Below are 26,313 nucleotides of genomic sequence, written 5' to 3'. Positions count from 1 at the left end.
TGGGGAGCCAGGCCCCGGGCACCGCCCGCAACCGGGAAGCGCCCGCCGCCAGCTGCTAGAGCAGGAAGGCCGGGGCCTCGACGGCGTCGAACCGGTTCTCGGCGACGAAACGGCGGACCGAGGTCTCCACCGCGCGGGCCACGCGCGGCGGATCGGCCAGGAGGCCGGCCTCGTAGCGCCTCAGTCGCGCGGGAGCGGCCGGCGACGGGGCCGCCGTGCCGACATGCCTGCGCCAGCCGGCCACCGCCGCCTCCACCGCCTCCGCGGCCGGGCCCGCGAGTGCCTCGGCGCACGCGCTCATGCGCTCCCCGGTGAGGCCCTTCAGATCGAGCGCGGCCTGCAGCTTGAGCACCTGTTCGACCCGCCACAGCCGCATCCGGCCACCCTGGCGGCGCACGCCGTGCAGGGCCTTGATGCAATTGAGCCGCTGCATGTGGCGCAGGATCGCGGAGGAGCCGTCGGTGCCGCGTACGGCGCCCGGCCGGCCCGGCTCGCCGACCACCTCGCCGTCGGTGAGCACGAGGCGCGTGCGCCAGTCGTACTGGAGCAGGGCCTCGAGCGCGTCGGGATCTCTGAAGATGAACTCCGAGCGCGTGTCGATGAACATGAAGACTTCCCCCTCGGCGGCTGAACTGATCGCGTTTAGTGAACGCGCTTTCGATGGCCCCATATGGAATTAACCGTGGTTAACGCGACCTTAACGCCATCGTTCGAATCAGCGATTCGGGTAAGAATCTTCAGTTGAACACCCGCACCTGCGCTGCCGGACGGATGGTCGCCCACGCTCGACCCGGGGCGTCGTGGCGACCGGCCATGGCGCCGCGCCTCGACGATGCGCACCGGGAGGGAAAGGACGCGCGGGGCCCCTGCCTCTCAGGGGATACGGTCGTCGGGCGCCTCAATGCGCTCCCGCGGTACAAGCGTCCTGTGCAAGCACCGCCTGTTCGAAGCCGGTAAGCACGCTGTCCCAGGCTGAGCCGAACCGGTCGCCGGCCGGGCCGACAAAGGCGGAGCCCCGGCCGCCGCCCGAGCCTTCCGCCCCGAACGGGATGCGGATCTCGACCCTGAGGCTTCGTGCCGCGAAGTCGCCGACGCGCAGACCCTGGAAGCTCGTTTCGAGCCGGACAAGCGCGCCAACGGGGATCGCAAGCAACAGCAAAACAAAGCGCATCATGAATTCTTCTCCGCCAGCGCGGCGTCAATTCACATCCTTAAATTCATCGTAGAGTTCGGGCAGAAACGACGCCAGATGTGACATCTCCTGGGCGCAGTGGACCAGCAACGCGCGCGCATCTGCTTCCGTAGCGTTCAATTCACGGCGCGCGATCGCTGCGATCGGCGCGGCAAGGAGATTGTTCGCGGCGACATTGGCGCCGCCAATCCAAAAGCGCGAACGCATCAGGCTGCCCCCCGGCCTTGCCTGCACAAGATGCACCAGATAACCGGCCCTGATCGGCAAACCGGCCAACGTGCTGTGGGCGCAAATGGCGGTAGCCTTCATGTCATCGCGCAGGGTCGCATCCGACAGGCCCAATTCGTGCGGATGGATGAAGCTGATCGCCAGGCGAAGCAGCCCGCTCCCGATGAATTCGTCGACTATCGAGGTGCGCCCGAGATAGCGCGCGCGCCCCCGCGAACCTGCGGGCGGCGGCCTTCGCCACATCGCGTGCACATGCGCGTTGGGATGCCACATCTTGTAGCGTTCCGGACTGTCGGAGTGCCACCCGAACCACCAGTCGATCATCGCAGGCGTCACATCGGGCATCTCCGTGCTGACCGCGATGCGCATGCCGCGATCGGCGGTGAGTGCAAAACCATTCTCCACGCCATCCCCCGCGAACATCTCGCTTGCGTGCGACAGCGGGGCCAGCAGGGGCTCCGCAAGCGGACCTTCATCCAGGGCGAGGCGGACATGTTCCGCGAGAGGCGCCATGCGCGGGCGCCAGAAGCGCGCGTATGGCCGGGTGCGCACATCCCCTTCAGACCAGCCCAGGTGGCGTCCGGCGATCGGTTTGCTCGTTCTCATGGTGCCGTCATGTAGGAGTGGAAGCGGCCTTCGGGGTCGTAGGCGGCCCGGATCTGTTCAAGACGCGCGCGGTGCGCGTCACTCATGAAGCGCGCCGTGCGCCGGCCCAGATTCTCATCGGCGAGCTGGATGCCTTTGGCGAGGTGCGCCATTTCGGAGATGCGCTCGGTTGCCCAACTCCCGTAGCGCGCGTCGTCCTCGGCGCGCCGCCACTCGCCGTAGGCGGCAAAGTAGAAATTGGCTTCCATGGAAAACGCCATGTCGGGACGCGCGCGGCTGGGCTGCCAGTTGAGCCAGAGCGCGTGCGAGGGGGCCGGCGGCAGCGTGTCCGCGACCTTGCGAATACCTGGCAGGAGATCGACCGCCGCGGCATCCGTCCACATGTTGTCGACGCACCAGTGCATTTTCGGCGGGAAGTGTGTTCGCGCGGCGGTTTCGGACATGGCCATCGTCGAGAGCGGCACGAGGGGCGTGGTGACGCTGGCGCGCTTGCGGACAGGACTTTCGTGGATGAAGCTCGTCGCTCTGCGCGCGTCTTTCCAACACGAGGCCATCACGGGCGCGATCACTTCGATCCCCGGCCTGCCGGTGAACAAAGTCCTGGGTGTGATCAGGAGCTGGAACTCAACGCTGTCCGATACGCCGGGGCCTATCTCGTGCGCCCAGCTGAACACGTCTTCGAGCCACCGTTCATGGAAGACTTGGATGATCATGGCCGTCACTTTCGGCCGTTCATGCAATTTGAGATGGAAGCTGGTGACGGCGCCGAAGAAGCCGGGGCCGGCGCCCCGCGCCGCCCAATAAAGATCGGGGTTCTGCTCGGCGTTGGCGTGAACCGTTGATCCGTCGGCGAGCACGACGTCGAGACCCAGGACACTCTCGCAAGCGAGACCAAGTGCGCGGCTGTTCCAGCCGAAGCCGCCCTGCAGCAAGAACCCGCCCAGACAGACGTCGGGCGCATGGGCCACCGGGAAGAAGAGGCCGCGCTTCTTCAGTGCCCGATCAAGATCGACACTCCAACATCCAGGTCCAACGCGCGCCGTGCGTGCGTCGGCGTCAATCTCGATCGTATCGAGCCGGGAGAGATCGAGCAGCAAACCGCCGTCTCGCAGGTGGTTCTGCGCCCAGCTGTGGCCGCCGGAGCAGAGGCTGATCTTGTGTCCCTGTTCGCGCGCCAGCTTAACGGCGGCAACGACGTCGCAGGCGTTGTTGGCCTGTATGTAAACGTCCGGTCGCCGCCCCGGATCGCGTCCGGAAAATGAGGTGCTGAGTACGGCAGAATCAAAGCCCTTGTCGCGACGGCGCATGGTCACGCCCTTGCCGCGCGGTCGCTTCATGGCCTCGTTCCCTCGCTCGATGCCAGGGAGAGCCAGCGCAGAGGCAATGCCGGTGGAGCATGAAAGCGCATTCGCTCCGAGGCAGCGCGCTGTGCGACGGTGCGTGGAACCCCGAGCATCACCAGCAATTCTGTGATCGTTGCCTGGATTGCCGACTTCGGCAGTCTCTCGCGATGCAGGTCCAGACCGACCCCCAGCATGCAGCCGGCAACAAAGCTGGCTGAAAGCTCAGGGTCCTCCGTCTTGAAGACCCCGAGTTGAGAGCCGACGCGAAGGTCGGCTTGTAGATCCTGGCGAAGCCCCGACAGGAAGCGATCGACCGGAAGGCCAGCGTCGAAAAGCAAACGCCCGTAGTCTGGCGCGCAGGCGGGAAGCGAAAGCGTGTGGCGCGTCTTGAACACAAAAGCCGCGACCGGATCTATCTCCGCCGAAGGTGCGTTGCGCCCAAGCGCCGCCATCGACGCCGAAACAAGGATCGCCAACGCGTCGACGAGTTCCTCGAGGCTGCTGGCGTAGTTGTAGAACGTGCCTTGCGCCACGCCCGCACGTTCGGACACGTCACTGATGGAAAATGCGCCCGCGCCCCGCTCCAGAAGAAGCGACTGCAGGGCCACCAGCAGGGAATCCAGCGTGCGGCCGCGCTTGCTCGTTCCGGCAGGGGGTGAAGCGGTCATCATAAAAATGAGAAAATCTCAAAAATGAGGATTTGTCAATTATGGCGGTCGAGCGTTGCGCTTCACCGAGCCACAGGGCTGCAATCGACGAGTTCCCGTCTTCCAGTTCAAAGTCGGGCAAGGTCCGACCTCGTCCGGCTCGGACGGACTCTCGAGAAGGACAGCGGTCGCGACGAAATCGCTGCCAGGACGGACCTGCGTTGTCATGATGAATTGGAAATGGCGCGCCGGGGAAGATTCGAACTCCCGACCCCCAGATTCGTAGTCTGGTGCTCTATCCAGCTGAGCTACCGGCGCCTGCCGTCCGCCGCGGCCCGAAAGTGGGTTCGGCGACAGGGCGCGGAACTTATACACGCCCCGGCGGGCTGGCAAGCGGGCGAGGCGGGGTTTGTGCATCTCAATGCAGCCGGCCCGCCCGTCGCTCCCGGGCCGGCCTGCAACCGGGCGCGCGCTCGCGCGTTCTTCCCGCGTGACGCACCTGAAGGAGGCACGACATGTCGCGTTTCACCTGGGCTCTCGCAAGCCTGTTTCTTCTCGCCGGCCTTGCCGGCTGCAACACGGTCGCAGGCGCCGGAGAAGACATCGAGCAAGCCGGAGAGGGAATCGAAGAGGCGGCGGAGGGCTAGCCCGAGAGAGCTCCCGGCCGCACGCCGCAACGCAGCACGCCCCGCCCGGGCTCATCCCGGGCGGGGCGGATGCTGTTGGGCCGGGGGTCTGCGGCGCAGACGGTCGGCGCCGCGGCTATTCGCCGGGCGCTTCCTCGTCGGTCCCGGGCTCGCCCTCGGTGCCGGCTTCGGCCTCGGCGCCGGCTTCGGCCTCGCCTTCGGAAAGCTCCTCGGCGGCTTCCTCGGCAGCGTCCTGGACCTCTTCGACCATCTCGTCGAGATTCTCGCCGGCCTCTTCGAACGTACCCTCGTCCTCGGCCGCCGCGTCCATGGCGTCCTGGACGTCCTCTCCCGCCGCTTCCATGTCGGCCGCGGCGTCTTCGAGTTCCTCGCCGGCCTCGGTTTCCGGCTCGGCGCACGCCGCGAGGGCGACCGCCCCCGTCAAGGCCGCAAGAAGCGCAAAACGTGAAATCATGTTCACCCCCTGATCTGCCAATTGGTCCCGTGTTTCGTCTCAGCGCCGCCCGGACACGCGCGGTCCGCGGACCAGCCGTGCGAGCAGCAGCGCCACCGTTAGCACGAGCGCAATGAAAAACACAGCCTGAACAAGGGGGGCGAAGTCTCCGGCCCGGCCGGAAAAGCCGAAGACACCGGCGACCAGTGCCAGTGCAAGGCTGGGAAGCGCCCAGCGTAGCATCGGCCATCCTCCAGATTTACTTGGGACATTACCGTGTCAACACGATCTGGCCGAGCCCGGTTCACCGCTCTGCCGGCCGGCCTCGTAGACCCCCCGTGCGACCGCGCGCGCCAGCGTGTCGGCGGCGAGCGCGCCAAGCCTCGCGATGGTGAGCGCGGCAGGCTCCGCGAGCGGCCTCGCGCCGGTGGAGACGGCGAAAACGACATCGCCGTCGAAGGGAGAGTGGACCGGCCGGATCGCCCGTGCGAGCCCGTCCTGGGCCATCACGGCGAGCCGCCTCAGCCCGTCGCGATCCAGTGCGGCGTCGGTTGCCACGATGGCGATCGTGGTGTTCCCGCCCGGCCTCGGATCGAGCTTGGCCGCGCCCCAGTCCTGCGGATCGAATCGGTGATTCGCCGGCGGGCGGGCGCCGCCGAACTCGCCGTCGATCTCGAAGGGATGGGCCCAGAACGCGTCCGTGCCGGGAATGCACACCGCGCCGAAGCTGTTCACGCACACCAGCGCGCCGACGCCATAGCCGTCGCGCGTGATCGCGCTGGCGCTGCCCGTCCCGCCCGCATCCGTCCCGGCGCGCGCGCCATAGCCAGCCCCGGCCCGGCCGAGCCGCACCGCACCGGCGCTCGCCGCGCTCAGGGCCTCGACCCCCAGCGCGCGATAGGGCGGGTGTTCGCCCCAGGCCTTGTCGCCTCCGTTGGCGAGATCGTAGAGGATCGCCGCCGGCACGATGGGCGAGGCCGGCACGCCGGGCAGGTCCGCCAGGGCGAAGCCGCGCCCCTTCGCGCCCAGCGCCGCGCACACACCGTCGGCGGCCGCCAGCCCGTACACCGAGCCGCCCGACAGCACGATCGCGTCGACCTCGCCGACCAGCCCGCCGGGGGCGAGCGCATCGCTCTCGCGCGTGCCCGGCCCGCCGCCGCGCACGTCGATCGCCGCCTTCACCGGGCGCCGGGCATGCAGCACCGTGACTCCGGTCCTCGCCCGCGCGTCCTGGGCCTGGCCGACCTCGAGCCCGTCTATGTCGGTAATGGCGTTGTGCGGTCCGGGCGTGGTCATGCGCGCTCTTTCCTGCTGGCGATGGCGCGCTATGGTGCGCGCTGACGGTTCAAGCGCAAGGTCCAAATCGATGCGGATGCTCTCCCTTTTCGCCCTGCCCCTGATCGCGGGCCTCGCGGCCTGCGAGTTCGCGGGGCAGGACGCGGTCTCCCCGCCCGACGACACGCTGGTCGGGGCAGAGGAGCGGCGCGAGGCGATGATCGCCGCAGCCCATCCCCTGGCCGTGGAGGCCGGGCTCGACGCGATCCGTTCCGGGGGCGGCGCGGTGGATGCCGCGATCGCGGTGCAGGCCGTGCTCGGCCTCGTCGAGCCGCAGAGTTCGGGCATCGGCGGCGGTGCCTTCATGGTCCATTACGACGCGCAGACGCAGACCCTAACCGTCTATGACGGGCGCGAGACCGCGCCGGCGGGCATCACCGAGACGCTTTTCCTGGACGAGGCGGGCGAGCCGCTCTCCTTCATGACCGCGTGGCAGTCGGGCCGCTCGACCGGGGTGCCGGGCGTGATCGCCATGCTGGCGATGGCGCACGAGGAGCACGGCATGCGGCCCTGGGCGGAGGGCTTTGCCGATGCAGAGCGTCTCGCCGAGGAGGGCTTCGCCGTGCCGCCGCGCCTGTCCCAGCTGGCTGGGCGCGTCGCGGACTACACCGCGATCGACGAGCGGGGACCGAGCGCGCAATACCTGTTCACCGACGCGGGCGAGGCGGTCGAGACCGGCACGGTGCTGACCAACCCGGCCTATGCGCAGGCGATGCGCCTGGTCGCGCAGGACTGGCGCAATTTCTACACGGGCGAGATCGCGCAGGGCATCGTGGAAACCGCGCGCGAGGAGCCCCTGCCCGGCCTCATCACGCTCGAAGACCTCGAAAGCTACGAGCCGTTGAAACGCGAGGCGCTGTGCACGCCCTATCGCGATGTCCGGATCTGCTCGGCCCCGCCGCCGGCCTCGGGCGGCGTCGCGGTCGGAGCCATCATGGCGATGCTGGAAAACTTCGACATGGCCGCCTACGGACCGGACACGGCGACGGGCTGGCATCTCTTCATCGAGGCGAGCCGGCTCGCCTATGCCGACCGCGACCGCTATGTCGGCGATCCCGCTTATGCCGACGTGCCCACGCAAGGCCTGCTCGACGAGGCCTATCTGAACGAGCGCGCCCGGCTCATCGCCATGGACCGCGCGATGGAAAGCGTCAGCGCTGGCACCCCACCGGGCGCGCCGCAGGCCCCGGAAGACGCCTCGGACGATGCGCCGGGCACCAGCCATTTCACGATCGTGGACACCGAGGGCGACGTCGTCTCCATGACCACCACGGTCGAGAGCGCCTTCGGCAACACCCGCATGACGCCGCACGGCTTCTTCCTGAACAACCAGATGACCGACTTCGCCTTCGCCCCGCGCGACGAGGCGGGGAACCTGCGTCCCAACGCGCCGGCGCCGGGCAAGCGGCCGCGCTCGTCCATGTCCCCCACCATCGTGCTCGATCCCGAAGGCGAATTCCTGCTCGCCACCGGCTCTCCGGGCGGCAATTCGATCATCGCCTACACCGCCAAGTCCCTCGTCGCCATGCTCGACTGGGGCCTCACCCCCGGCCAGGCCGCATCCCTGCCCAATGTCGTGGCGCGCGGCGACAGCGTGGCGATCGAGACAGGCTTCGACGAGACCCTGCTCGAGGACCTGCGCGAGATGGGCCACGCCATCGAGGCCGGCCGCGGCGAGAATTCCGGCATCCACATCGTGCGCGTCAGCGACGGCGGCTATGTCGGCGCCGCAGACCCGCGCCGCGACGGCGCCGCTCTGGGGCTGGGAGAGGCGGCGCTGGAGGAGTAGCGCTCACCCCGCCTTCAGCACCACCTCGAACACGGTTCCCCCCTCGCCCGTCTCCACCAGGCGCACCTCGCCGCCGAGGGTATGGGCGAGTTCCTTCGCGATGGAGAGTCCGAGGCCCGTGCCGTTGCGGTTGCCGGTCACGGCAAAGGGGGCGAAGAGGGTTTTCTGCACGCGCTCGGGGATGCCGGGGCCGGTGTCGGCGACGCGGACGCGCACCGTCTCCTCCTCGATGGCGGCGCCGACCGAGAGGCTGCGCGTCTCGCTCGTCTCCATAGCCTGGACCGCGTTGCGGAACAGGTTGAGGAAGATGCGGTGCAGGTGGTCGGGATCGGCGCGCACGGTGAGGCCCTCCTCCACCGCGTTGATCCATTCGGCGGCACCCACCGAGGCGAAGGCATCGCCCGCCGCGTCGTCGAGCGCGTCCCTCAGGGTGACGGTCTCGAAATGGGGATCGTGCTCGCGCGACCTGCCGTATTCGAGCGTCTCGGCGCACAGGCGCACCCCGCGGTCGATGGCGCGAACCAGGCGCGATCCCATGGCCGCGACGCGTTCGTCGCTGCTCATGGCGAGCCGGTCGGAGATGAGCTGGGCGCTGGAGAGCACGTTCCTCAGATCGTGATTGATCTTGGCGACCGCACTGCCGAGCGTGGCCAGGCGTTCCTTGCTGCGGAAGGCGGCGCGCACGTCGGCCTGCATGGCGGCGAGCGCGCGCTCGGCCTCGCCGATCTCGTCGGCGCGCCTCGAGGGCTCGACCATCCGGGTCAGGTCGGAGGGGTCCTCCTGGAACGCGGTCATGGCGCGCGCGAGCCGGCGCATCGGGCGCACCAGGATGAAGAGGAGCGAGAGATAGATCAGCCCGCCGGTCACCAGCGAGATGAAGATCGACAGCCAGAAGATGCGGATCGAGAAGTCGATCAGCGCATCGCGCAGCGGATCCTCGCGCACGATGACGGACATGCGCTCGTTCGGGCGGGTCTGCGGCTCGGCCCAGATATTGATGTAGCGCCCGGGCGGGGCGAACAGGGTGTCGCAGGCCGCGATCATGCTTTCCAGAAGCGAGGTGCCGGTGAGGTCGGCCTTGACGAGTTCGCCGCTCACCCTGCCGCCGAGCACGAGTTCGTTCACCCCGTCATAGACCCGGCCGACCGCGACGACATCGGCGCCGGCGAGCAGCTCGCGCACGGCCTCCTCGCTGGGCATCGCGCCCGGCGCGGCCTCCGCCGCGAGCGCGGCGAGATGGGCGGCCTCGGCCCGGTCGCGCAGCCATTCATTGCGGAAGGCGGCCGCCGAGGGCAGGAAGATCAGCACCTCGGCGAGCATGACGAAGGCCACGGCGAGCCCCAGCAGCTTGCCCGGCAGCGAGGTCGCCGCCCGGCGCAGACCCGTGAGCGCGGCGCCGATACGCGCGCGCCGGGGTGAAGCGGGAAGCTCTCTGGCCGAGTCCGTCATGTGCCCCAGTCTAGCCGAGGCTAATGAAAGCGCGAGAGGAGGCTCGCCCACATTTTCGCGAAGCGTCCGAACACGACGGGCTCGAAATACGAACCGGCGGCGCGCTTCCATATCTCCCCGCGCGTGGGATAGGGCGCGACCGGCTCGGTGAGGTCGCGGATCTTCGCCCGCTTCTGCACGGGCAGGGACAGCATCTGGACGAGATCGTCGGCGCGCTCGCCGACCGCCGAGGCGCCGAGCAGGGTGCCGTCCTTGTCGGTCACGATCTTCACCCCGCCCTCGGTGCGCCCTTCCGCGATGGCGCGGTCATTGTCCTGGAACGACCAGCTGGCCGTGCGCACCCGCTCCCCGCGGGTGCTGCGGGCCTGGTCCTCGGTCATGCCGACCATGGCGAGCGGGGGATCGGTATAGACCGCGGCGGGAATGGCGGCCGAGGACTGCTTCGTCGGCAGGCCGAAATAGAGATTGCGCACGATCACCGAGCCGTGCCAGCCGGCCAGGTGCGTCAGCTGGCCCTTGCCCGCGATGTCGCCGGCGGCATAGACGCGCCGGTTCGCCGTGCGCAGCCTGTCGTCGCAATGGATGCCGCTCTCGTCCGCGGCGATGCCCGCCGCCTCGAGACCCAGGCCGTCCGTGATCGCCACCCGGCCGATGGCGGCGAGCAGGTGGGAGGCTTCGATGCGACGCCCGGTCTCCAGGGTGAGCGCGATGCCGGAGGCGGTCTTTTCCGCCTTCGCCGCGAACTCGCCCTCCACGATCTCCACCCCGTCCTCGAGGAGCGCCGCGCGCACGGTTTCGACATGGTCCGGGTCCATGCGCCCGAGAAGGCGCTTCGCCTCGACGATCGTCACTCTCGAGCCGAGCCGCGCGAACGCCTGTCCGAGCTCGCAGCCGATCGGTCCGCCCCCCAGGATCAGGAGGTGGGCGGGAAGCGCCTCCACGTCCCAGATCGTCTCGTTGGTGAGGTAGGGGACATGCTCGATGCCTTCCACAGGGGGGATGCGTGCCCTTGTCCCCGTCGCGATCACGAAGCGTTTCGCGCGCACCGTGTAGCCGTCCGAGTGCACGGTCCTGTCGTCGACGAAGCGGGCGTGCTCGCGGATCACCTTCACCCCCATGCCCTCGAAGCGCTCCTGGGAGTCGTTGGGATGGATCGCCGCGATCGCGCGCTCGATATGCCTGCGCACGGCGGGAAAATCGATCTCCGGCCCGGCCGTCTTCACCCCGAGCCGGCCGGCGGTGCGCACGGTGTGGGCGGTGTGCGCGGCGGTGAGCAGGGCCTTGGAGGGCACGCAGCCGTAATTCAGGCAGTCCCCGCCCATGCGGCCCTTCTCGAACAGGACGACCTTGCGCCCGAGCATGGCCGCGCCGCTGGCGCTGACGAGGCCGGCCGCGCCCGCCCCGATGACGCAGAGATCGCAGCTGATCCTTTCCCGGCTCATGATCCGGTCTCCGTCTTTTCGCCGGGAACGCCGCCGCGTACGCGCTTCACGATCACCGGAACCACCGCCAGCACCGCGAGCCCCGCCATCGCGGCGAGCAGGGGTGGATTGAGCAGATCGCTCAGTCCGGGGGTCTCGTCGGCGGCGAGCTGTTCGAGCGCGCGCTGGCCGCCCGCCCCGAAGCTCGCATAGACGAAGGCGCCCGGGATCATGCCGACGAGGCTGCCCAGCACGAAGGCGCGCAGCGGGATGGACAGGAGCGCCATGCCGACATTGAGCACGAAGAAGGGGAAGACCGGGATGAGGCGCAGCAGGATGACGTAGTTCAGCGCGTCCGCCTCGAAGCCGGCCCGGAGCTTCTCGATCCGGCCGGAGAATTTCTCGCGCGCCCAGTCGGCGAGCGCATAGCGGGTGATCAGGAAGATGATGCTCGCCCCCGCGGTCGCGCCGAGGAGGGCGACGCCGGTACCGACCCACTGGCCGAACAGGAAGCCCGCCCCGATCGTGAACCAAAGCGCGCCGGGCACCGAGACCGAGACGGCCAGCGCGTAGAACACGAGATAGAGGCCGGCGGCGAGCCAGAAATGGTCCTCCACCGTCGCGTCGAGCCCGCGGATGAAGGCGGCGATGCCGGCGCGTCCCTCCTCGGAGAACACCCCCGAGGCCCAGGCGATGGCGAAGCCGATCGCGATCAGGATGAAGGGGATGAGCCGGCGCAACAGGGAGGGCGTGCGGCGCTGGCCCTCGCGGGCGTCGGTCTCGGTCATGATTTCGGCCTTCTTCGTTGTCTGGCGCCGGTATATAATGGACAGAAGCCGACCCTCACGTCACGAGGCGGAACCCCGCGCTCACGACTGCGTGAGAGGTCGGCGGGAGTGAGAAGCGTCCGCGCGCGCGCCTTGACAGGAGCGGTGCCGGCCCGTATCACCCGCGCCTCGCTTTTGCCTGCGCGTCAGGGACCGACCCTGCCCGCGCAACTCCTCGAAGGAGCACTGCCGTGAAACGTACGTTTCAACCGTCCAAACTCGTCCGCAAGCGCCGCCACGGTTTCCGTGCGCGCATGGCGACCAAGGCCGGCCGCCAGGTCATCGCGCGCCGCCGCGCCCGCGGCCGCAAGCGCCTGAGCGCCTAGACACGGCGCCCATCGAGCCATTGACGCAGTATCCAGATCGCGCCGCCCGTCTGAAGACGCGGCGCGATTTTTTACGTTTGCGCCAGGGCCGCAAGGCCGCACGCCCCGGCGTGGTGGTCCAGGCGATGGCGCGCGAGCACGATCCCGACGGGCCGGCCCGGGCCGGTTTCACCGCGACGAAGAAGATCGGGGGGTCGGTGGAACGCAACCGCGCCAGGCGCCGTCTGCGCGAGGCCGTGCGGCTTCTGCTGCCCGAATACGGGGCGTCGGGAACCGACTATGTCTTCATCGCGCGCGCACAAACCGCATCGCGGCCATGGACCGGCCTGCTTGACGATGTAAAAAGCGCGCTGATAACCCTCGCGCCACCCGGCCGCGCGGAGAACCACCCGTCCTCCGACGGGTCCGGCACTTGATAGAGGAACGGGCCGCCCATGGGCGACATGCGCAATATGATCATCGCGGCCGTGCTCGCGGTCGGCATCATCCTCGGCTACCAGTTCCTGGTGCTCGACCCGATGATGGAGCGGCGCCAGGCCGAGCAGGCCGCCATGGCCGAACGCGAGACCGGGGCCGATCTCGGCACGCCGGGAGCCGAGGCCCCGACGACCGACGCCGCACCGAGCCTGACCGCCGACGCGGTTGCGGGCACGGCCGTCGTCCCGCGCGAGGAGGCGCTTGCCCGCTCGCCGCGCATCGAGATCTCCACCCCCGCCCTGCACGGCTCGATCAACCTTGCCGGCGCGCGCCTCGATGATCTCGAGCTGCTGCGCTACGACATCGCCGTGGGCAGCGAGGAACCGGTCACCCTGTTCAGCCCGGAAGGCACCGAGGGCGCCTACTACGCCGTTGCCGGCTGGGCCGGCGCGGCGGGCGCCCCGGCGAACCTGCCCGGGCCGGACGCGGTCTGGACCCAGGTCGGCACCGGCACGCTGACCCCGGACAGCCCGGTCGTGCTGGAATACCGCGCCGGCGACCTGCTGTTCCGCCGCACCATCCGCGTCGACGAGGATTACCTCTTCACCGTCACCGACGACGTCACGAACGAAGGCGCGGCCGAGATGGCGCTCGCGCGCTACGGCTTCGTGCGCCGCCACGGCCTGCCCGGCGATCTCGACCGCAACGGCTTCATCCTGCAGCAGGGCCCGGCAGGCGTGGTCGGGGACCGCTATATCGACCGCAAGTACAACAAGATCGCCGAGGACCGCCTCGTCCAGCAGGAGGGCGAAGGCGGCTGGATGGGCATTTCCGACAAGTACTGGCTCGCCGCCATCGCCCCGGAAGGCGACCCGATGGTGCGCGCCGAGTTCCGGGCGCGCGGCACCGGCGACCAGCTGCGCTACGAGGCCAACTATATCCGCAATCCCGAGCGTATCGCGCCAGGCCAGACACTGACCAGCACGTCCTACGTCTATGCCGGATCGAAGAATTTCGACCTCATCCGCCAGTATCAGGACGAATACGGCATCGAGCGCTTCGACATGGCGATCGACTGGGGGATGTTCTGGTTCCTGACCCGTCCCTTCTTCTGGATCCTGGAGACGCTGACCGGCCTGTTCGGCAATTTCGGCCTGGCCATCATGGCGCTCGTCGTCGGCCTGAAGATCGTGCTCTTCCCGCTCAACAACCGCGCCTTCGCCTCTATGGCCAAGATGCGCGCCGTGACGCCGAAGATGCAGGAGATCCGCGAGCGCTTCGCCGCCGACAAGCAGCGCCAGCAGCAGGAAATGATGGAGCTGTACAAGCGCGAGAAGATCAACCCGGTGGCCGGCTGCCTGCCGATCCTGCCGCAGATCCCGATCTTCTTCGCGCTCTACAAGACGGTGTTCATCTCGCTGGAAGCGCGCCATGCGAACTTTTTGTGGATCAGGGACATGTCGGCGCCCGATCCGACGACGATGTGGAACCTGTTCGGCCTTCTGCCCTACGACCCGACGGCCTGGGGCGTCGACGCGATCCCGCTGATCGGCGGCGTCATCCACGCCATCCTGATCGTGGGCGCCTTCCCGATCCTGATGGGCCTGACCATGTGGGCGCAGCAATCGCTGAACCCGCCCCCGCCCGATCCGATGCAGCGGCGCATCTTCGCCTTCCTGCCGATCGTCTTCACGATCGTGCTCGCGCCCTTCGCGGCCGCGCTGGTGATCTACTGGACCTGGAACAACTTCCTGACGATCGTCCAGCAGTACTTCATCATGCGCCGACACGGCACCGAACCGGAGCTGGAGAAGCAGGCCCGGCGCGCCATCGCCCGCCTGCGCGGCGAGAAGGTGCCGGCCGAACTCAAATCGCCCGACACGATGGGCTCGACAGCGACCGAGAAGGCGGCCGCCGCCACCAAGCAGGTGCTCGATGCCGGCCCGGAGAATGCCGGCGGCGCGGGGAGCGAGACCAGGGACCTCAACGCTCCGCTCGATGCGGAGATCAAGCCGGCGGACGAAGGCGGCGAGCCGGCGCCCCGGCCCGCCTCCGCGTCCGGCGGGCGCACCCGCTCCAACCCGGCGGCGAAGAAACGGCGCAGCCCGGCGAGGAAGAAGCCCGGAGGCAAGAGCTGAGTTCGTCCGGACAAGAGCGCGACGAGGAAGAGCAGGCGCGCCTGGAGGCGGGACGGCTGCTCTTCGCGCGCCCGTGCCAGTTCGTCATGGGCGCGGTCTCGCTCGACGACCTGCCCGAGCCCGACCGGCCTGAGATCGCCTTCGCGGGCCGCTCCAATGTCGGCAAGTCCTCGCTCGTCAACGCGCTGACCGGCCAGAAGACGCTGGCGCGCACCTCCGGCGATCCGGGCCGCACGCGCGAACTCAACTTCTTCGATCTCGGCGGCCGGCTGCGCCTCGTCGACCTGCCCGGCTACGGCTTCGCCAAGGCGCCCAAGGAAGTCGCGGCGCGCTGGACCAAGCTCACCCAGGCCTATCTGCGCGGCCGGGTGAACCTCAAACGCGTCTTCCTGCTCATCGACTCCCGCCACGGGCTGAAGAAGAGCGACGAGGAGGTCATGTCCGACCTCGACAAGTCGGCCGTGGTTTACCAGATCGTCCTGACCAAGCTCGACAAGCTCAAAGCCAGCGAACAGGACGCGGTGATGGCCAGGACCTTGCAGCAGATCGCCAGGCACCCGGCCGCCTATCCCAAGATCGCCGCGACCAGCGCGGCCAAGAGAATCGGGATCGACGACCTGCGTGCGGACATCGCCGAACTCGCTTTGCCGCAATAGAGTGCCTTCGTGATGCTGCGACTGCTCCTTCCCGCCGCTTTCTCCTCCCTCGCGCTTTCCGGCGCGGCGCGGGCCGGCGAGGTGTGCAACGAGACCAGCTTCATGGTCGAGGTCGCCAAGGCCTGGCGCACCGAGGCGGGCCTGGCGGTGGAAGGATGGACCCGCATCCGGCCGGGGGCGTGCGCCGCGACGCCGCCGGGCAGCGCGGTGAACGAGCAGTATATCTACGCCCGCTCCACGCTCGCCTATACCGGCGGCGTGCGCGAATGGCGCGGCGGACAGACCCTGTGCGTCGAGGACGGCGCATTCAGTTTCGAGGGCGTCGCGGACTGCGCGGCGCTCGGGCTCGAGAGCCGCGGCTTCCGGCGCCTCGACGAAACCGAGCGCGAACGCACCGTCCTGGTCGAGCCCGCCGATTTCGGCAGCCGCGCCGAGGAGGCCGGCATCCAGCGCCTGCTGCAGGCCGCCGGGTACGACATCCGGCTGATCGACGGCTATGAGGGCCGGCGCACGCGGCGCGAGATCGATGCCTTCGAGAGCGATGCGGGGCGCAGTTTCGCCAATGACCGGGCCGCCTTGCTCGACGCGCTGCACGCCGCCGCACTCGCCCGCAATGGCGAGGCCGGCCTGCACATCTGCAATCAGGGCAATCGCCCGATCGCGGCTGCCATCGCCCGCGCGAGCGGCGAGCGCTGGGAGAGCCGCGGCTGGTGGCATGTCGCGCCGGGGGCCTGCGCGCGTCCGATCGCCGACCGCTTCGCGCAGGGCCAGGTCTACTATTATGCCGAGCGCCTCGACACCGGGCCCGACGGCCTCTTCGCCCAGCCGCTGGCCGGCGGCGTCGAGGCGTTCTGCACCGCTCCGGCGCGCTTCCTCGTCGAGGGCCGCGGCGACTGCGCCGCGCGCAGCTACGCACAGAGCCTGTTCAGGCCCGCCCCCGGCCCGCAGGACGGGACGGCGCGGGTCGAACTGAGCGATCTCGATTTCGAGGAGGCGCTGGAGTGAGCGAACGCCTGGACCGGATCGACACCTGGGTGTTCGACCTCGACAACACGCTCTATCCCGCCGACACCGCGGTGATGAGCCAGGTCGAGCGGAAGATGACGGAATACGTCATGAAGCTGCTCGATCTCGACTACGAGACGGCGAAGAAGACCCAGAAGTCCTATTACGCCGATTACGGCACGACCCTGAACGGGCTGATGAAGAATCACCGCGTCGACATGGGCGACTTCCTCGATTTCGTGCACGATGTCGATCACTCCGTGATCACGCCCGATCCCGAGCTGGCGCGCCATATCGCAGCACTGGAAGGGCGCCGGCTGGTCTACACCAACGGCTCGCGCAAGCATGCCGAGAAGGTGATCGACCAGCTGGGCCTGAACGGCCTGTTCGAGGACCTGTTCGACATCGAGGCCTCGCGCTTCACCCCGAAGCCGCACCGCGAGGGCTTCGAGCTGTTCACCGGACGGTTCGGGCTCGCACCGGGATCCTCGGTGATGTTCGAGGACTCGGTGAAGAATCTGGAGACCGCAGCCGGGATGGGCTTCACCACCGTGCTCGTCCATCCCGCGGCCGGGGACGGCGCGGCCCACCCCCGTGCCGGTCACCCCGACATCCATTTCGCCGTGGAGTGCCTGCGCACCTTCCTGGGCGAGGTCCACACGTCGCGCAGAAGCCGGAGGCACGCCGCAGAATGACCGACCAGAGCCTGATCGACACGATCGAAGCCGCCTGGGAGACGCGTGGCGAACTCGGACCCGAGACCCGGGGCGAGATCCGCGACGCCGTCGACCACGCGCTGGAGCGGCTCGACACCGGCGCGGCGCGCATCGCCAGCCGGCAGGGCAATGGCGACTGGATCGTCCATCAATGGCTGAAGAAGGCGGTGCTGCTGTCCTTCCGCCTCAACGCGAATCGGGTGATGGGCGATGAAAGCCAGCCCGGCCCGTGGTTCGACAAGGTGGAGACCAAGTTCGCGGGCTGGGGCGAGGCCGAGTTCAAGGCGGCCGGCTTCCGCGCCGTGCCGCCCGCGACCGTGCGCCGCGGCGCCTTCATCGCCAAGAATGCCGTGCTGATGCCGTCCTACGTCAATATCGGCGCCTATGTCGACGAAGGCACGATGGTGGACACCTGGGCGACGGTCGGCTCCTGCGCGCAGATCGGCCGGAACGTGCACATATCCGGCGGGGTCGGCATCGGCGGCGTGCTCGAGCCGGTGCAGGCCAATCCGGTGATCGTCGAGGACGGAGTCTTCATCGGCGCGCGCAGCGAAGTCGCCGAGGGCGTCATCGTGCGCGAGGGCGCGGTGCTGTCCATGGGCGTCTATCTCGGCGCCTCGACCAAGATCGTCGACCGCGAGACCGGCGAGATCATCCGCGGCGAGGTGCCGGCCTTCTCCGTCGTGGTGCCGGGCACCCTTCCCGGCAAGGACGGCGGCCCCGGGCTCTACTGCGCCGTCATCGTGAAGAAGGTCGACGCCCGGACCCGCGCCAAGACCAGCGTGAACGAGCTGCTGCGGGCCTAGAGCAGATAGACGCTCACATTGGCCCAGCTGTGCAGAACGAGGGGCATGAGGATCGAGCCGGTGGCGCTCCTCAGCCAGGCGAACACGAGACCCGCCGGGAAGAGATAGGCGGCCTGGTTCAGGTCCAGGGCGAGCGCCATCTCCGGGCTGAGCGAGAGCGCGTGGGCCGCCGCGAACAGCATCGCGCTCGCCACCGCGCCCCAGCCGACCGGCGCGCGCAGCACCGTCAGCGGCGTGCCGAACGCCTTGTCGAGCGCACCGAGCAACAGGCCGCGATAGAAGATCTCTTCCTCGATCCCCGGCATGGTCGCCTGGAAGGCGATGTCCTCAAGGCGTCCCCCCGAACCCGGCACCAGCCAGTAGGCGGCGGCGGCGAACACGGCGCAGAGCGCGAGCGTCACGCCGAGCGCGGCGAGCGGGGCCGGACCGTCCTGCCTCAGCCGGATGCCCGTCGCCTCCCAGCGGCCGGCGAACAGGACGAGGGCGAGCGCAAGCAGGACCAGGGTGGACACGATCTTGCCCTCCCAGTTCCAGCGGCTGTCCACGAGATCGAACGCGAAGGCGCCCCACCCCCTGGTCAGCGCGAAGTCCTGCAGGATGAACAGGCCGAAGGCGATGGCCAGCCAGGCAAACCTCACGCGGCCCTTCGCCAGCACGATGCCGGCGAGAGCCAACAGCACGAACAGGCCGCAATCGGCCAGCAATTGTGATAAGGCCTCGCTCATTCGCCCCCCTTCGCCATGGCTGGCGCGCCCGAACTATCCTATCTCATACGCATGCTGACAAATATCGCCGACTTCACCGACCCGATCCCGCTCGCCCGCGAGCTCATCCGCGCCCAGTCGGTGACGCCGCACGACGCCGGTGCGCTCGATACGCTGCAGCGCGCGCTTGAGGCGCTCGGCTTCACCTGCCGGCGCTATCGCTTCGAGGAGGTGGACAATCTCTATGCGCGCCTGGGCAGCGGGGCGCCCGCCTTCTGCTTTGCCGGCCATACCGACGTGGTCCCGGCCGGCGACGATGCGGCCTGGAGGAAGCGCCCCTTCGCGGCGGAGATCGACGGCGACATGCTGTGGGGGCGCGGTGCGGCCGACATGAAGGGCGCGATCGCGGCCTTCGTCGCGGCGACGGCGCGCCATCTCGAGGACGCCGGCACGCCGCGGGGCTCGATCGCCTTCCTGATCACCGGCGACGAGGAAGGCCCGGCGGTGAACGGCACGAAGAAGCTGCTCGAAGCCGTCACGGCGGACGGGGAGCGCTTCGACCATTGCCTGGTGGGCGAGCCGACCAATCCCTCCGTGCTCGGCGAGACGATCAAGATCGGCCGGCGCGGCTCGCTCAATGGCGTCATCACCGTGACCGGACGGCAGGGCCACGTCGCCTATCCGGAAAAGGCCGACAACCCGATCCCGCCCCTGCTCGACCTGCTCTCGCGGTTGAAGGCGAGGACGCTCGACACCGGGGCGCCGCACTTCCAGCCGTCGAACCTGGAAATCACCTCGATCGATGTCGGCAACGAGCCGCACAACGTGATCCCGGCCAGGGCCCGGGCGAAATTCAACATACGATTCAACATCGCCCACACCGGCGACGACCTCAAAGCCTGGATCGAGCGCGAGGCCGCCGCGGCCGGGCTCGGCTTCGAGGGGCGGATCGATCTCGACCTGAAGGTCACCGGGGAGGCCTTCCTGACCCGGACCAGCCCCTTCACCGAGCTTCTGAAACAGGCGGTCGGCGAGGTGACGGGGCGCGAGCCGGCGATGACGACGGGGGGCGGAACCTCCGACGCGCGCTTCATCAAGGACTACGCCCCGGTCGCCGAATTCGGCCTCGTCGGGGCGACGATGCACCAGGTCGACGAGCGCGTGCGGGTCGGCGATGTGGAGCTGCTCACGCGCGTCTATCAGCGCATCATCGAACGCTATTTCGAGGTCTTCGCCCCATGATCGCGCTGCTCGCGGACGCGCGTTCGGCACTGATCGGGCTTGCCAGGCTGCTCGCCTTCCAGGAGGGCTGGCGCAGCCATTTCGACATCAGCCCGGAAGGGGTGTGGCGCTCCTTCGGCGCGGTCGCGCTCGCCCTTCCCGCCTTCGTCCTGTTCGTCCTCGCGGCGAACTATTTCATCGCCGCGAACGCGCCCGGGTCGGAGGCCGGTTATTCCCCGTTCGAGGCGGGGATATCCTATCTGAGGATCTGGGCGGTCTTCCCCGTGGTGGCGGCCGGGGTGGCGATCGCGCTCGGCCTGACCGGACGCTATGCGGCCTGGCTCGTGATCCACAACTGGGCGGTCTTCGCCCTCCTGCACGTCACCGCTCTGTTCTTCCTGCTCTACGCGGCCGGAATCGCCGATGCCGCCGCGCTGGCGGTGCTTTTGCAGTTCTACCGACTCGCCCGGCTGTTCGTGCACTGGCGCATCGCATGCGCCGCGCTGCAGGTCGGACCGGTCACCGGCGCGGCGGCAGCCGGCATCCCGGTCCTTGCCGACATGGTGCTGATCTACGCGCTGTCGTAGCTCACGAACGCGAGATACAGCCCGTCGGGCGGGGCGACGGGCCCGCAGCGCGTGCGGTTGGCGGCCTCGAGCGCGGCCCTGAAGTCCGCCGGGCTCCACTTGCCGGTCCCGACCTCGACCAGCGAGCCGGCGATGGAGCGGATCTGGCGGTGCAGGAAGCTGATCGCCTCCACCGCGATGCGAATCTCCTCGCCTGTCCGGACAACCGAGATCGCGTCGAGCGATTTGACCGGACTTTCGGCCTGGCACTGCGCGTCGCGGAAGGTGGTGAAGTCGTGCGTGCCCACGAGGGCCTGCGCGGCCTCGTGCATCGCCGCTGCGTCGAGCCGGCGCGGCACGCGCCAGACCCTTCCCCGCTCGAGCGCGAGTTTCGCGCGCCGGTCGACGATCCGGTAGATATAGCCGCGTTTCACCGCGGAGAAGCGCGCGTGGAAATCGTCCGCCACCCGTTCCGCGCCGAGCACGGCGATCGGCGCATCGCCGAGGTGGTGGTTCAGCGCATCGCGCACCGTGTCCCCGCGCAGGCCTTTTGCGAGATCGACATGGGCGACCATGGCCAGCGCGTGCACCCCGCTGTCGGTCCGCCCCGCGCCATAGACCTCGCGGGGCCCGCCGTCGAGCGCCTGCGCAGCCGCCTCCAGCGCCGCCTGCACCGAGGGCCCGTTCTCCTGACGCTGCCAGCCCACATAGGGGCCGCCGTCATATTCGATTGTCAGCTTGTAGCGGGGCATGGCGTCAGTCCAGCATCGTCCCTTTTTCCACCTGCGTGCCCCGCAGGAACTCCTGCGCCTCCATCACGGCGCGGCCCTCGCGCTGCAGGCGTTTCAGGCGGACCGCGCCGCGGCCGGTGGCGACCAGGAGGTGGTCGTCGATGACCTCGCCGGGCTCACCCTCGCCCTTTTCCGGTTCGGCATAATGGACCTTCACGCGCACCTTGCCCTTGCCGGTGGCAAGCTCGAACCAGGCGCCGGGGACGGGCGAGAGGGCGCGGATATGATCGGCGACCGCGCCGGCGGGCTTCGTCCAGTCGATGCGCGCCTCCTCGCGGGTGATCTTCTTCGCGTAGGTGACGCCCTCCTCTGCCTGGCGCTGGGGCACCAGGGAGCCGCGTTCCAGTGCGGCGAGGGTGCGCGGCCACAGCAGGGCGCCGGTCGTCATCAGCTTGTCGTGCAGGCTGCCCGCCGTGTCGGACGGATCGATCGGCACGACCTCGCTCATCAGCACCGGGCCGGTATCGAGCCCGGCCTCCATCTGCATGATCTGCACCCCGGTCATCTCGTCGCCGGCCTGGATCGCGCGCTGGATCGGCGCCGCCCCGCGCCAGCGCGGCAGGAGCGAGGCGTGCAGGTTGAGACAGCCGAGCCGCGGCGCGTCGAGCGCCTCCTGCGGCAGTATCTGGCCGTAGGCCACGACGCAGGCCGCGTCGAGATCGAGCGCCCTGAAGCCCTCGATGACCGCCGGGTCGCGGAAGCTCTCCGGGGTCTCCACCTCGAGGCCGAACTGCTCGGCAAGCTGGTGGACCGGAGTCTTGCGCGCCGCCTGGCCGCGCCCGCGAGGGCGCTCGGGCTGGGTGTAGACGCGCACGACCTCGTGGCCGGCCCCGACGATCTCGGCGAGCGAGGCGGCGGCGAACTCGGGCGTGCCCATGAAGGCGAGGCGAAGCGGCATGGATCGCTCTTTTCTGCGGAGGCGTTGTGCCAGCGGTTCTGATACAGTCCCACGCAAAGGCAATCCAGCCGGAGACCTGACATGCGCCTTTTCGCCCTGCTTTTCGCCCTCCTGATCGCGGCCTGTGCCCCCCAGAACCCGCCGCCCGGCGAGGCTCCCGGCTTCCCGCCCGACCGCGCGAGCGCGATCGGGGAGGCGTGCGGCGGCCTGATGGGTCTCTATTGCGCGGGCGAGAACGCCTATTGCGCCTATCCCAGGGATGCCATGTGCGGCGCGGCCGACCAGACCGGCATCTGCCGCGAGCGGCCTCAGGTCTGCACGCGCGAGTACCGCCCGGTCTGCGGCTGCGACGGGGAGACCTATCCCAATGCCTGCGAGGCGGCCTCGGCCGGCACGAGCGTGGCCTACGAAGGGACCTGCCGGAAACCGTAGTGGGGCCGGCGCCGCGTATCGCCCGCGAACGTCGCGATTGTGACCGCTTTGCGTCCAAGCTCCGGCTACATTGTTGCAGTGCGGCAAAAATGCATAACTGGCTTTCCTGAACGTGTGTTGTAATCGCGCGGGGCCGGCGGCATATACGCGTCAACACCGGCGGCGGCCCCTCCTCCCCTTTAGCCGCGCCCGTGTTGAAGCATACCGTCTCCTCCCCGATAGGGTATGCCAAACTGAGCCGGCCACCGCGCTACCGCGGGGCCGGCTCTTTTCTTTTCTGCTGCACGTGCGAACGAAAACGCCCCGCCGGGCCGGCGGGGCGCGGTTCGCTCGTGGCCAAGCCGGGGCTCAGCCCGCCGTGGCGCGCAGCATCCAGGCGGTCTTCTCGTGCGCGCTGACGCGCGGCGCGACGAGATCGGCGGTCGCCTCGTCGCCGTGCTCGCTCGCGAGTTCGAGCACCTTGCGCGCGGTTCGCACGACCTGCTCGTGACCGGCGACGAGATTCTTCACCATGGTGGTCGCATCCGGCGTCTTCTTGTCGAAGGCAATGGAGGAGGACTTGGCCATCTCCTCGTAGGAGATCGGCGCCATGAAGCCCAGCGCGCGCACGCGCTCGGCGATATCGTCCACCGCCTGCCACATCTCGGTGTACTGTTCCATGAACATGGCGTGCAGGTCGTGGAAACGCGGGCCCGTCACGTTCCAGTGATAGGCGTGCGTCTTGAAATACAGCGCGTAGGTGTCGGCCAGCAGCTTGGTGACGGCCTTCGCCATGGTTTCGCGCTGGCCTTCGTCGAGACCCATATTGATGTCCATGAAATCCTCCTTCTCTTTACGCCAAGCGCGAGGCTAGGCCTCGCGGCGCGCGAATTCCATCACGCGCGGACAAACGAACACGCGCAAAATGCCGCAGGCGGCCCTGCGGTTCAAAGTGATAATGGCCCTGGCAGCCATAGAGGCACTCGATAGCCTCAGCGGCAGCTCCCGCAGAACTCCACGATCCGCTCGCCCGCCGTCTTCAGCGCCTCGTCCGACGTGGCGTAGGAAATCCGGAAGCCCGGCGCAGCACCGAAGGCGGTGCCCGGCACGACCGCGACGCGGGCCTCCTCGATGAGGGCGTCGCACACGTCGATATCGCTATCCAGGCGCTTGCCGGCCTTGCTCGTCCTGCCGATCAGCCCGGCGCAGTCGGCGAACACGTAGAAGGCGCCCTCCGGCAGCGGCGCGGTGAGCCCCTGCGCGGCGGTGACCGCCTCCATGACGAGATCGCGCCGGCGCCGGAAGGCCGCATTGCGTTCCTCCAGGAAGGAATGATCGCCATTGAGCGCGGCGACCGAGGCCCACTGGCTGACCGAGCAGGGATTGGACGTGGTCTGGCTCATCACCTTGGCCATCGCCTTGATCAGCGGGGCCGGTCCGCCGGCATAGCCGATGCGCCAGCCGGTCATGGAATAGGCCTTCGACACCCCGTTCATGGTCAGGGTGCGGTCGTAGAGATCGGGCGCGACCTCGGCGATCGTGGCGAAGCGGAAATCGTCGTAGACGAGGTGCTCGTACATGTCGTCGGTCAGGATGAGCACGTGCGGATGCCGGCGCAGCACCTCGGCGAGACCTTCCAGGTCGCTGCCAGTATAGGCCGCTCCGGTGGGGTTCGAGGGCGAATTGAGGATGACCCAGCGCGTCTTCTGCGTGATCGCGGCGTCGAGCGTCTCCGGGCGCAGCTTGAAGCCGTCCTCCACCGTGGCCTCGGCGAACACCGGCTCGGCCCCGCACAGCGCGGCCATCTCCGGATAGCTCACCCAGTACGGCGTGGGGATCACGACCTCGTCGCCGGGATTCAGCGTCGCGGCGAACGCGTTGTAGATCACCGGCTTGCCGCCCGGGGAGACGTTGATCTGCTCGGGCCGGTAGGTGAGGTTGTTGTCGCGCCGGAACTTGGCCGCACACGCCTCCTTGAGCTCCGGGATGCCGTCGACATTGGTGTATTTTGTCTTGCCCGCGCGGATCGCCTCGATCGCGGCCTGCTTGATGTGGTCGGGCGTGTCGAAATCGGGCTCGCCCGCCCCCAAGCCGATCACGTCTATGCCCTGCGCCTTCATCTCGCGGGCCTTCTGCGTCACCGCCATGGTGGCCGAGGGCTTCACGCGCGCAAGGGCATCGGAGAAGGCGATCGTCGTCATCAGTGCACACTCGCTGGAAAATGGCTGGGGCGGGGTGCGGAGGGCTCCGCGCGGCCTGTGAGGAAATCCGCGCGACCCTAGCGCCAGCCATGCCCGCTCCACAAGCGGGCTGATGCGCGCCCGCTGCCTGCAAATGGCCCCAATTCTTCTTCCTCTCGCCCCATTCCCGGCCCGTTCCTGCCTTGCAGCGGACGGAGGATGAATTCATCGCCGGTTCACCGGCACCGCTCTTGCAAGCATTCAGGGACAGGAGGCAGAGATGGCGGACTTCGATACAGCCCAGCGCCGCGCCGCATCGCGCTCCCCGGCCGGCGGCAGCAACCTGCTCGCCCTCGCGCTCGCCGCGATGGCGTTCGCGGTGTGTCTTGCCCTGTTCGCCCAGATGGCTTCCGCCTCGGGCTCGAACCTGTTCCACGGCTGACACGAAGCGGCCCCCTGACGCGAATTTCATTTGAAGCCGGGGCACGGGCCGGCCCATTCTCGGCCCCGTGACCGCCGCCGCCCTCTTCCCGCGCCACGCAATCGACGATCCCGTGCTCAGCCGCCGCGCCCTCGCCGCCGGGCTGACCGGGCTCGTCCATCTCGTTTTCCTGTCGATCATCCTGACGGTGCCGCTCTACCAGCTGCCCGAGCGCGGCACGGGCGAGGCCGGCGGTGGCGGGCGCACGATCGGGGTCTACACGGTCTCGGCCGGCGAAGCCGGCGCCGAGAGCGACGCCCCGCTGAACGAGCCCTCCCTGGCCGACCGGACCGCGGACGGCGACGGCGAAGGAGAGGGCGCAGGCCCCGGGACGGGTGACGGCCCGGCCGGAGTCGAGCAGCCCCAGATCGAGGCCGAGCCCGAGATCCCGCCCGCACCCGAAGCGCAGGTCGAGCCGGTCGAGACGGCGCAAACGCCCGAGGCTGCCGAACCGCTGCCGCAAGCCGATACCCGGACCCCCTTGCTCGCCGCGCCGGGCAGCGGCAACCGCGCCCTCGATCCATCAGAGCGGGCCGCCCGGCCGGCGCGGGGCGCACCGGCGCCGACCGCCGTCCCGGCCGATCCGGACGCCCCGATCGCCACGACGCAGCTGCCCGGCGGCAGCCGGAGCGCGGTGTCCGACGTCCCGCGCTTTGCCGACATCCTGGCGCGCGCCGCGCCCGGGCTCGATCCGGCCGATTTCCGGGTCGAGGCGCTCGCCGGCGATCTCGACGCGGCGGTGCGCGAGAGCCTGTGCCTGTCCTCCTCGCAGGCGACGCTCGAAGCCGGGCGCTGCCCTGAGGGCCCCAACCCGAACCAGGCGGCGCTGGCCGCCTACGGCCTCACCGAGCCCGGCGAAGTCCCGCCGCAATTCATGATCGACATGGACCGCCTCGCCTTCCAACTCGCCCAGATGGGCGCGGACGCGGGCGCCATCGAGCGGCTCATGCTCGGCCTGTCCGAGGCCCGGCGCGAGGCGATCCGCTCCCCGGCCCTCACCCGCCAGATGGATCGCGACCGGGAAAACCTGACCGACCATCTCGGCGTCAGCAACCCGTTCGACGAGGAAGGGTGAGGCGG

General features: G+C 69.0%; 30 protein-coding genes and 1 tRNA gene. 14 read left to right on the top strand and 17 right to left on the bottom strand.

Annotated features, from left to right (window positions below):
- Positions 1 to 55 precede the first annotated feature (55 nt).
- From JW792_RS00865 to JW792_RS00840, 6 genes are all read right to left on the bottom strand, one after another.
- On the bottom strand, positions 56 to 607 hold the full coding sequence (locus tag JW792_RS00865) for a hypothetical protein (protein WP_135994530.1): 552 nt from the start codon (positions 605 to 607) through the stop codon (positions 56 to 58).
- Positions 608 to 898: 291 nt separating this feature from the next.
- A complete protein-coding gene (locus JW792_RS00860) occupies positions 899 to 1,174 on the bottom strand; it encodes a hypothetical protein (RefSeq protein ID WP_135994531.1) in 276 nt (91 codons plus the stop codon).
- 24 nt (positions 1,175 to 1,198) lie between these two features.
- Positions 1,199 to 2,026: a DAPG hydrolase family protein gene (locus tag JW792_RS00855; protein WP_135994532.1), complete on the bottom strand. Its 828-nt coding sequence runs from the start codon at positions 2,024 to 2,026 to the stop codon at positions 1,199 to 1,201.
- On the bottom strand, positions 2,023 to 3,363 hold the full coding sequence (locus JW792_RS00850) for an FAD-binding oxidoreductase (RefSeq protein ID WP_135994533.1): 1,341 nt from the start codon (positions 3,361 to 3,363) through the stop codon (positions 2,023 to 2,025). Before JW792_RS00850 ends, JW792_RS00855 begins: the two co-directional genes overlap by 4 nt.
- On the bottom strand, positions 3,360 to 4,037 hold the full coding sequence (locus tag JW792_RS00845; protein WP_206340872.1) for a TetR/AcrR family transcriptional regulator: 678 nt from the start codon (positions 4,035 to 4,037) through the stop codon (positions 3,360 to 3,362). The genes JW792_RS00850 and JW792_RS00845 overlap by 4 nt, the downstream gene beginning before the upstream one ends.
- Before the next feature lie 220 nt (positions 4,038 to 4,257).
- Positions 4,258 to 4,334, bottom strand: a tRNA-Arg gene (locus JW792_RS00840).
- Between the two features lie 197 nt (positions 4,335 to 4,531).
- Here JW792_RS00840 and JW792_RS00835 point away from each other — a divergent pair.
- On the top strand, positions 4,532 to 4,663 hold the full coding sequence (locus tag JW792_RS00835) for an entericidin A/B family lipoprotein (protein WP_135994535.1): 132 nt from the start codon (positions 4,532 to 4,534) through the stop codon (positions 4,661 to 4,663).
- A 115-nt stretch (positions 4,664 to 4,778) separates the two neighbouring features.
- Here the strand turns inward: JW792_RS00835 and JW792_RS00830 are convergent, their stop codons facing one another.
- Genes JW792_RS00830 through JW792_RS00820 form a run of 3 tightly spaced genes read right to left on the bottom strand, consistent with a single transcriptional unit; the run spans position 4,779 to position 6,392 of the window.
- Positions 4,779 to 5,117, bottom strand: coding sequence for a hypothetical protein (locus JW792_RS00830; RefSeq protein ID WP_135994536.1), 339 nt, complete (start codon positions 5,115 to 5,117; stop codon positions 4,779 to 4,781).
- Between the two features lie 39 nt (positions 5,118 to 5,156).
- The gene (locus JW792_RS00825) at positions 5,157 to 5,339 is read right to left on the bottom strand and encodes a DUF1328 domain-containing protein (RefSeq protein ID WP_135994537.1); all 183 of its coding nucleotides are present in this window, start codon (positions 5,337 to 5,339) and stop codon (positions 5,157 to 5,159) included.
- Positions 5,340 to 5,375: 36 nt separating this feature from the next.
- Positions 5,376 to 6,392, bottom strand: coding sequence for a P1 family peptidase (locus JW792_RS00820; protein ID WP_135994538.1), 1,017 nt, complete (start codon positions 6,390 to 6,392; stop codon positions 5,376 to 5,378).
- 70 nt (positions 6,393 to 6,462) lie between these two features.
- Here JW792_RS00820 and ggt point away from each other — a divergent pair, with 70 nt between their 5' ends.
- Positions 6,463 to 8,220 (top strand): gamma-glutamyltransferase, encoded by a 1,758-nt coding sequence (gene ggt, locus JW792_RS00815; RefSeq protein ID WP_135994539.1) that lies wholly within the window; start codon positions 6,463 to 6,465, stop codon positions 8,218 to 8,220.
- A 3-nt stretch (positions 8,221 to 8,223) separates the two neighbouring features.
- On the opposite strand, the gene JW792_RS00810 is transcribed toward ggt, so the two are convergent.
- Genes JW792_RS00810 through JW792_RS00800 form a run of 3 tightly spaced genes read right to left on the bottom strand, consistent with a single transcriptional unit; the run spans position 8,224 to position 11,878 of the window.
- Complete coding sequence (locus JW792_RS00810) at positions 8,224 to 9,669, bottom strand: sensor histidine kinase (protein ID WP_135994540.1); 1,446 nt, start codon at positions 9,667 to 9,669, stop codon at positions 8,224 to 8,226.
- Positions 9,670 to 9,689: 20 nt separating this feature from the next.
- Positions 9,690 to 11,111, bottom strand: coding sequence for a dihydrolipoyl dehydrogenase family protein (locus tag JW792_RS00805; RefSeq protein ID WP_135994541.1), 1,422 nt, complete (start codon positions 11,109 to 11,111; stop codon positions 9,690 to 9,692).
- Positions 11,108 to 11,878 (bottom strand): TVP38/TMEM64 family protein, encoded by a 771-nt coding sequence (locus tag JW792_RS00800; RefSeq protein WP_135994542.1) that lies wholly within the window; start codon positions 11,876 to 11,878, stop codon positions 11,108 to 11,110. Before JW792_RS00800 ends, JW792_RS00805 begins: the two co-directional genes overlap by 4 nt.
- 230 nt (positions 11,879 to 12,108) lie before the next feature.
- Between JW792_RS00800 and rpmH the strand changes: the two genes are divergently transcribed.
- The 7 genes from rpmH to dapD all read left to right on the top strand — a co-directional run bounded on the left by rpmH (position 12,109) and on the right by dapD (position 17,981).
- The gene (rpmH, locus tag JW792_RS00795) at positions 12,109 to 12,243 is read left to right on the top strand and encodes a 50S ribosomal protein L34 (RefSeq protein WP_135994543.1); all 135 of its coding nucleotides are present in this window, start codon (positions 12,109 to 12,111) and stop codon (positions 12,241 to 12,243) included.
- A 20-nt stretch (positions 12,244 to 12,263) separates the two neighbouring features.
- A complete protein-coding gene (rnpA, locus tag JW792_RS00790; protein WP_206340871.1) occupies positions 12,264 to 12,659 on the top strand; it encodes a ribonuclease P protein component in 396 nt (131 codons plus the stop codon).
- 18 nt (positions 12,660 to 12,677) lie between these two features.
- Positions 12,678 to 14,798 (top strand): membrane protein insertase YidC, encoded by a 2,121-nt coding sequence (gene yidC, locus JW792_RS00785; protein ID WP_135994544.1) that lies wholly within the window; start codon positions 12,678 to 12,680, stop codon positions 14,796 to 14,798.
- Positions 14,799 to 14,884: 86 nt separating this feature from the next.
- A complete protein-coding gene (gene yihA, locus JW792_RS00780; protein ID WP_241095016.1) occupies positions 14,885 to 15,454 on the top strand; it encodes a ribosome biogenesis GTP-binding protein YihA/YsxC in 570 nt (189 codons plus the stop codon).
- A gap of 12 nt (positions 15,455 to 15,466) precedes the next feature.
- Positions 15,467 to 16,459: a DUF1036 domain-containing protein gene (locus tag JW792_RS00775; protein ID WP_135994545.1), complete on the top strand. Its 993-nt coding sequence runs from the start codon at positions 15,467 to 15,469 to the stop codon at positions 16,457 to 16,459.
- Complete coding sequence (locus JW792_RS00770) at positions 16,456 to 17,154, top strand: pyrimidine 5'-nucleotidase (RefSeq protein WP_135994546.1); 699 nt, start codon at positions 16,456 to 16,458, stop codon at positions 17,152 to 17,154. Before JW792_RS00775 ends, JW792_RS00770 begins: the two co-directional genes overlap by 4 nt.
- Complete coding sequence (gene dapD / locus JW792_RS00765) at positions 17,151 to 17,981, top strand: 2,3,4,5-tetrahydropyridine-2,6-dicarboxylate N-succinyltransferase (protein ID WP_135994547.1); 831 nt, start codon at positions 17,151 to 17,153, stop codon at positions 17,979 to 17,981. The genes JW792_RS00770 and dapD overlap by 4 nt, the downstream gene beginning before the upstream one ends.
- Here the strand turns inward: dapD and JW792_RS00760 are convergent.
- Positions 17,978 to 18,706 carry a CPBP family intramembrane glutamic endopeptidase, BDIM_20840 family gene (locus JW792_RS00760; RefSeq protein WP_135994548.1) on the bottom strand — a complete coding sequence of 243 codons (729 nt, stop codon included), beginning with the start codon at positions 18,704 to 18,706 and terminating at the stop codon, positions 17,978 to 17,980. The two genes, dapD and JW792_RS00760, sit on opposite strands and share 4 nt — an antisense overlap.
- Positions 18,707 to 18,757: 51 nt before the next feature.
- Here JW792_RS00760 and dapE point away from each other — a divergent pair, with 51 nt between their 5' ends.
- Both dapE and JW792_RS00750 read left to right on the top strand, forming a co-directional pair.
- A complete protein-coding gene (gene dapE / locus JW792_RS00755) occupies positions 18,758 to 19,927 on the top strand; it encodes a succinyl-diaminopimelate desuccinylase (RefSeq protein WP_135994549.1) in 1,170 nt (389 codons plus the stop codon).
- Positions 19,924 to 20,493 carry a hypothetical protein gene (locus JW792_RS00750; protein WP_135994550.1) on the top strand — a complete coding sequence of 190 codons (570 nt, stop codon included), beginning with the start codon at positions 19,924 to 19,926 and terminating at the stop codon, positions 20,491 to 20,493. The genes dapE and JW792_RS00750 overlap by 4 nt, the downstream gene beginning before the upstream one ends.
- Here JW792_RS00750 and truA read toward each other — a convergent pair.
- Positions 20,478 to 21,224 (bottom strand): tRNA pseudouridine(38-40) synthase TruA, encoded by a 747-nt coding sequence (gene truA, locus JW792_RS00745; protein WP_135994551.1) that lies wholly within the window; start codon positions 21,222 to 21,224, stop codon positions 20,478 to 20,480. The two genes, JW792_RS00750 and truA, sit on opposite strands and share 16 nt — an antisense overlap.
- A 4-nt stretch (positions 21,225 to 21,228) precedes the next feature.
- Positions 21,229 to 22,161 (bottom strand): methionyl-tRNA formyltransferase, encoded by a 933-nt coding sequence (fmt, locus tag JW792_RS00740; protein ID WP_135994552.1) that lies wholly within the window; start codon positions 22,159 to 22,161, stop codon positions 21,229 to 21,231.
- Positions 22,162 to 22,242: 81 nt separating this feature from the next.
- Here fmt and JW792_RS00735 point away from each other — a divergent pair, with 81 nt between their 5' ends.
- On the top strand, positions 22,243 to 22,593 hold the full coding sequence (locus JW792_RS00735; protein ID WP_135994553.1) for a Kazal-type serine protease inhibitor family protein: 351 nt from the start codon (positions 22,243 to 22,245) through the stop codon (positions 22,591 to 22,593).
- A 348-nt stretch (positions 22,594 to 22,941) separates the two neighbouring features.
- Here JW792_RS00735 and JW792_RS00730 read toward each other — a convergent pair whose 3' ends face one another.
- Both JW792_RS00730 and JW792_RS00725 read right to left on the bottom strand, forming a co-directional pair.
- Positions 22,942 to 23,409: a Dps family protein gene (locus tag JW792_RS00730; RefSeq protein WP_135994554.1), complete on the bottom strand. Its 468-nt coding sequence runs from the start codon at positions 23,407 to 23,409 to the stop codon at positions 22,942 to 22,944.
- A gap of 155 nt (positions 23,410 to 23,564) precedes the next feature.
- Positions 23,565 to 24,773: a pyridoxal phosphate-dependent aminotransferase gene (locus JW792_RS00725; RefSeq protein WP_135994555.1), complete on the bottom strand. Its 1,209-nt coding sequence runs from the start codon at positions 24,771 to 24,773 to the stop codon at positions 23,565 to 23,567.
- A gap of 259 nt (positions 24,774 to 25,032) precedes the next feature.
- Here JW792_RS00725 and JW792_RS00720 point away from each other — a divergent pair, with 259 nt between their 5' ends.
- Positions 25,033 to 25,194 (top strand): hypothetical protein, encoded by a 162-nt coding sequence (locus JW792_RS00720; RefSeq protein ID WP_158291513.1) that lies wholly within the window; start codon positions 25,033 to 25,035, stop codon positions 25,192 to 25,194.
- Positions 25,195 to 25,261: 67 nt separating this feature from the next.
- On the top strand, positions 25,262 to 26,308 hold the full coding sequence (locus JW792_RS00715; protein WP_135994556.1) for a hypothetical protein: 1,047 nt from the start codon (positions 25,262 to 25,264) through the stop codon (positions 26,306 to 26,308).
- The last annotated feature ends 5 nt before the right edge of the window (positions 26,309 to 26,313 follow it).

The organism is Marinicauda algicola (assembly GCF_017161425.1).
Taxonomy (GTDB): domain Bacteria; phylum Pseudomonadota; class Alphaproteobacteria; order Caulobacterales; family Maricaulaceae; genus Marinicauda; species Marinicauda algicola.
Note: the sequence above shows the minus strand (reverse complement) of the source record. Positions and strands in the feature narration are given on the sequence as shown.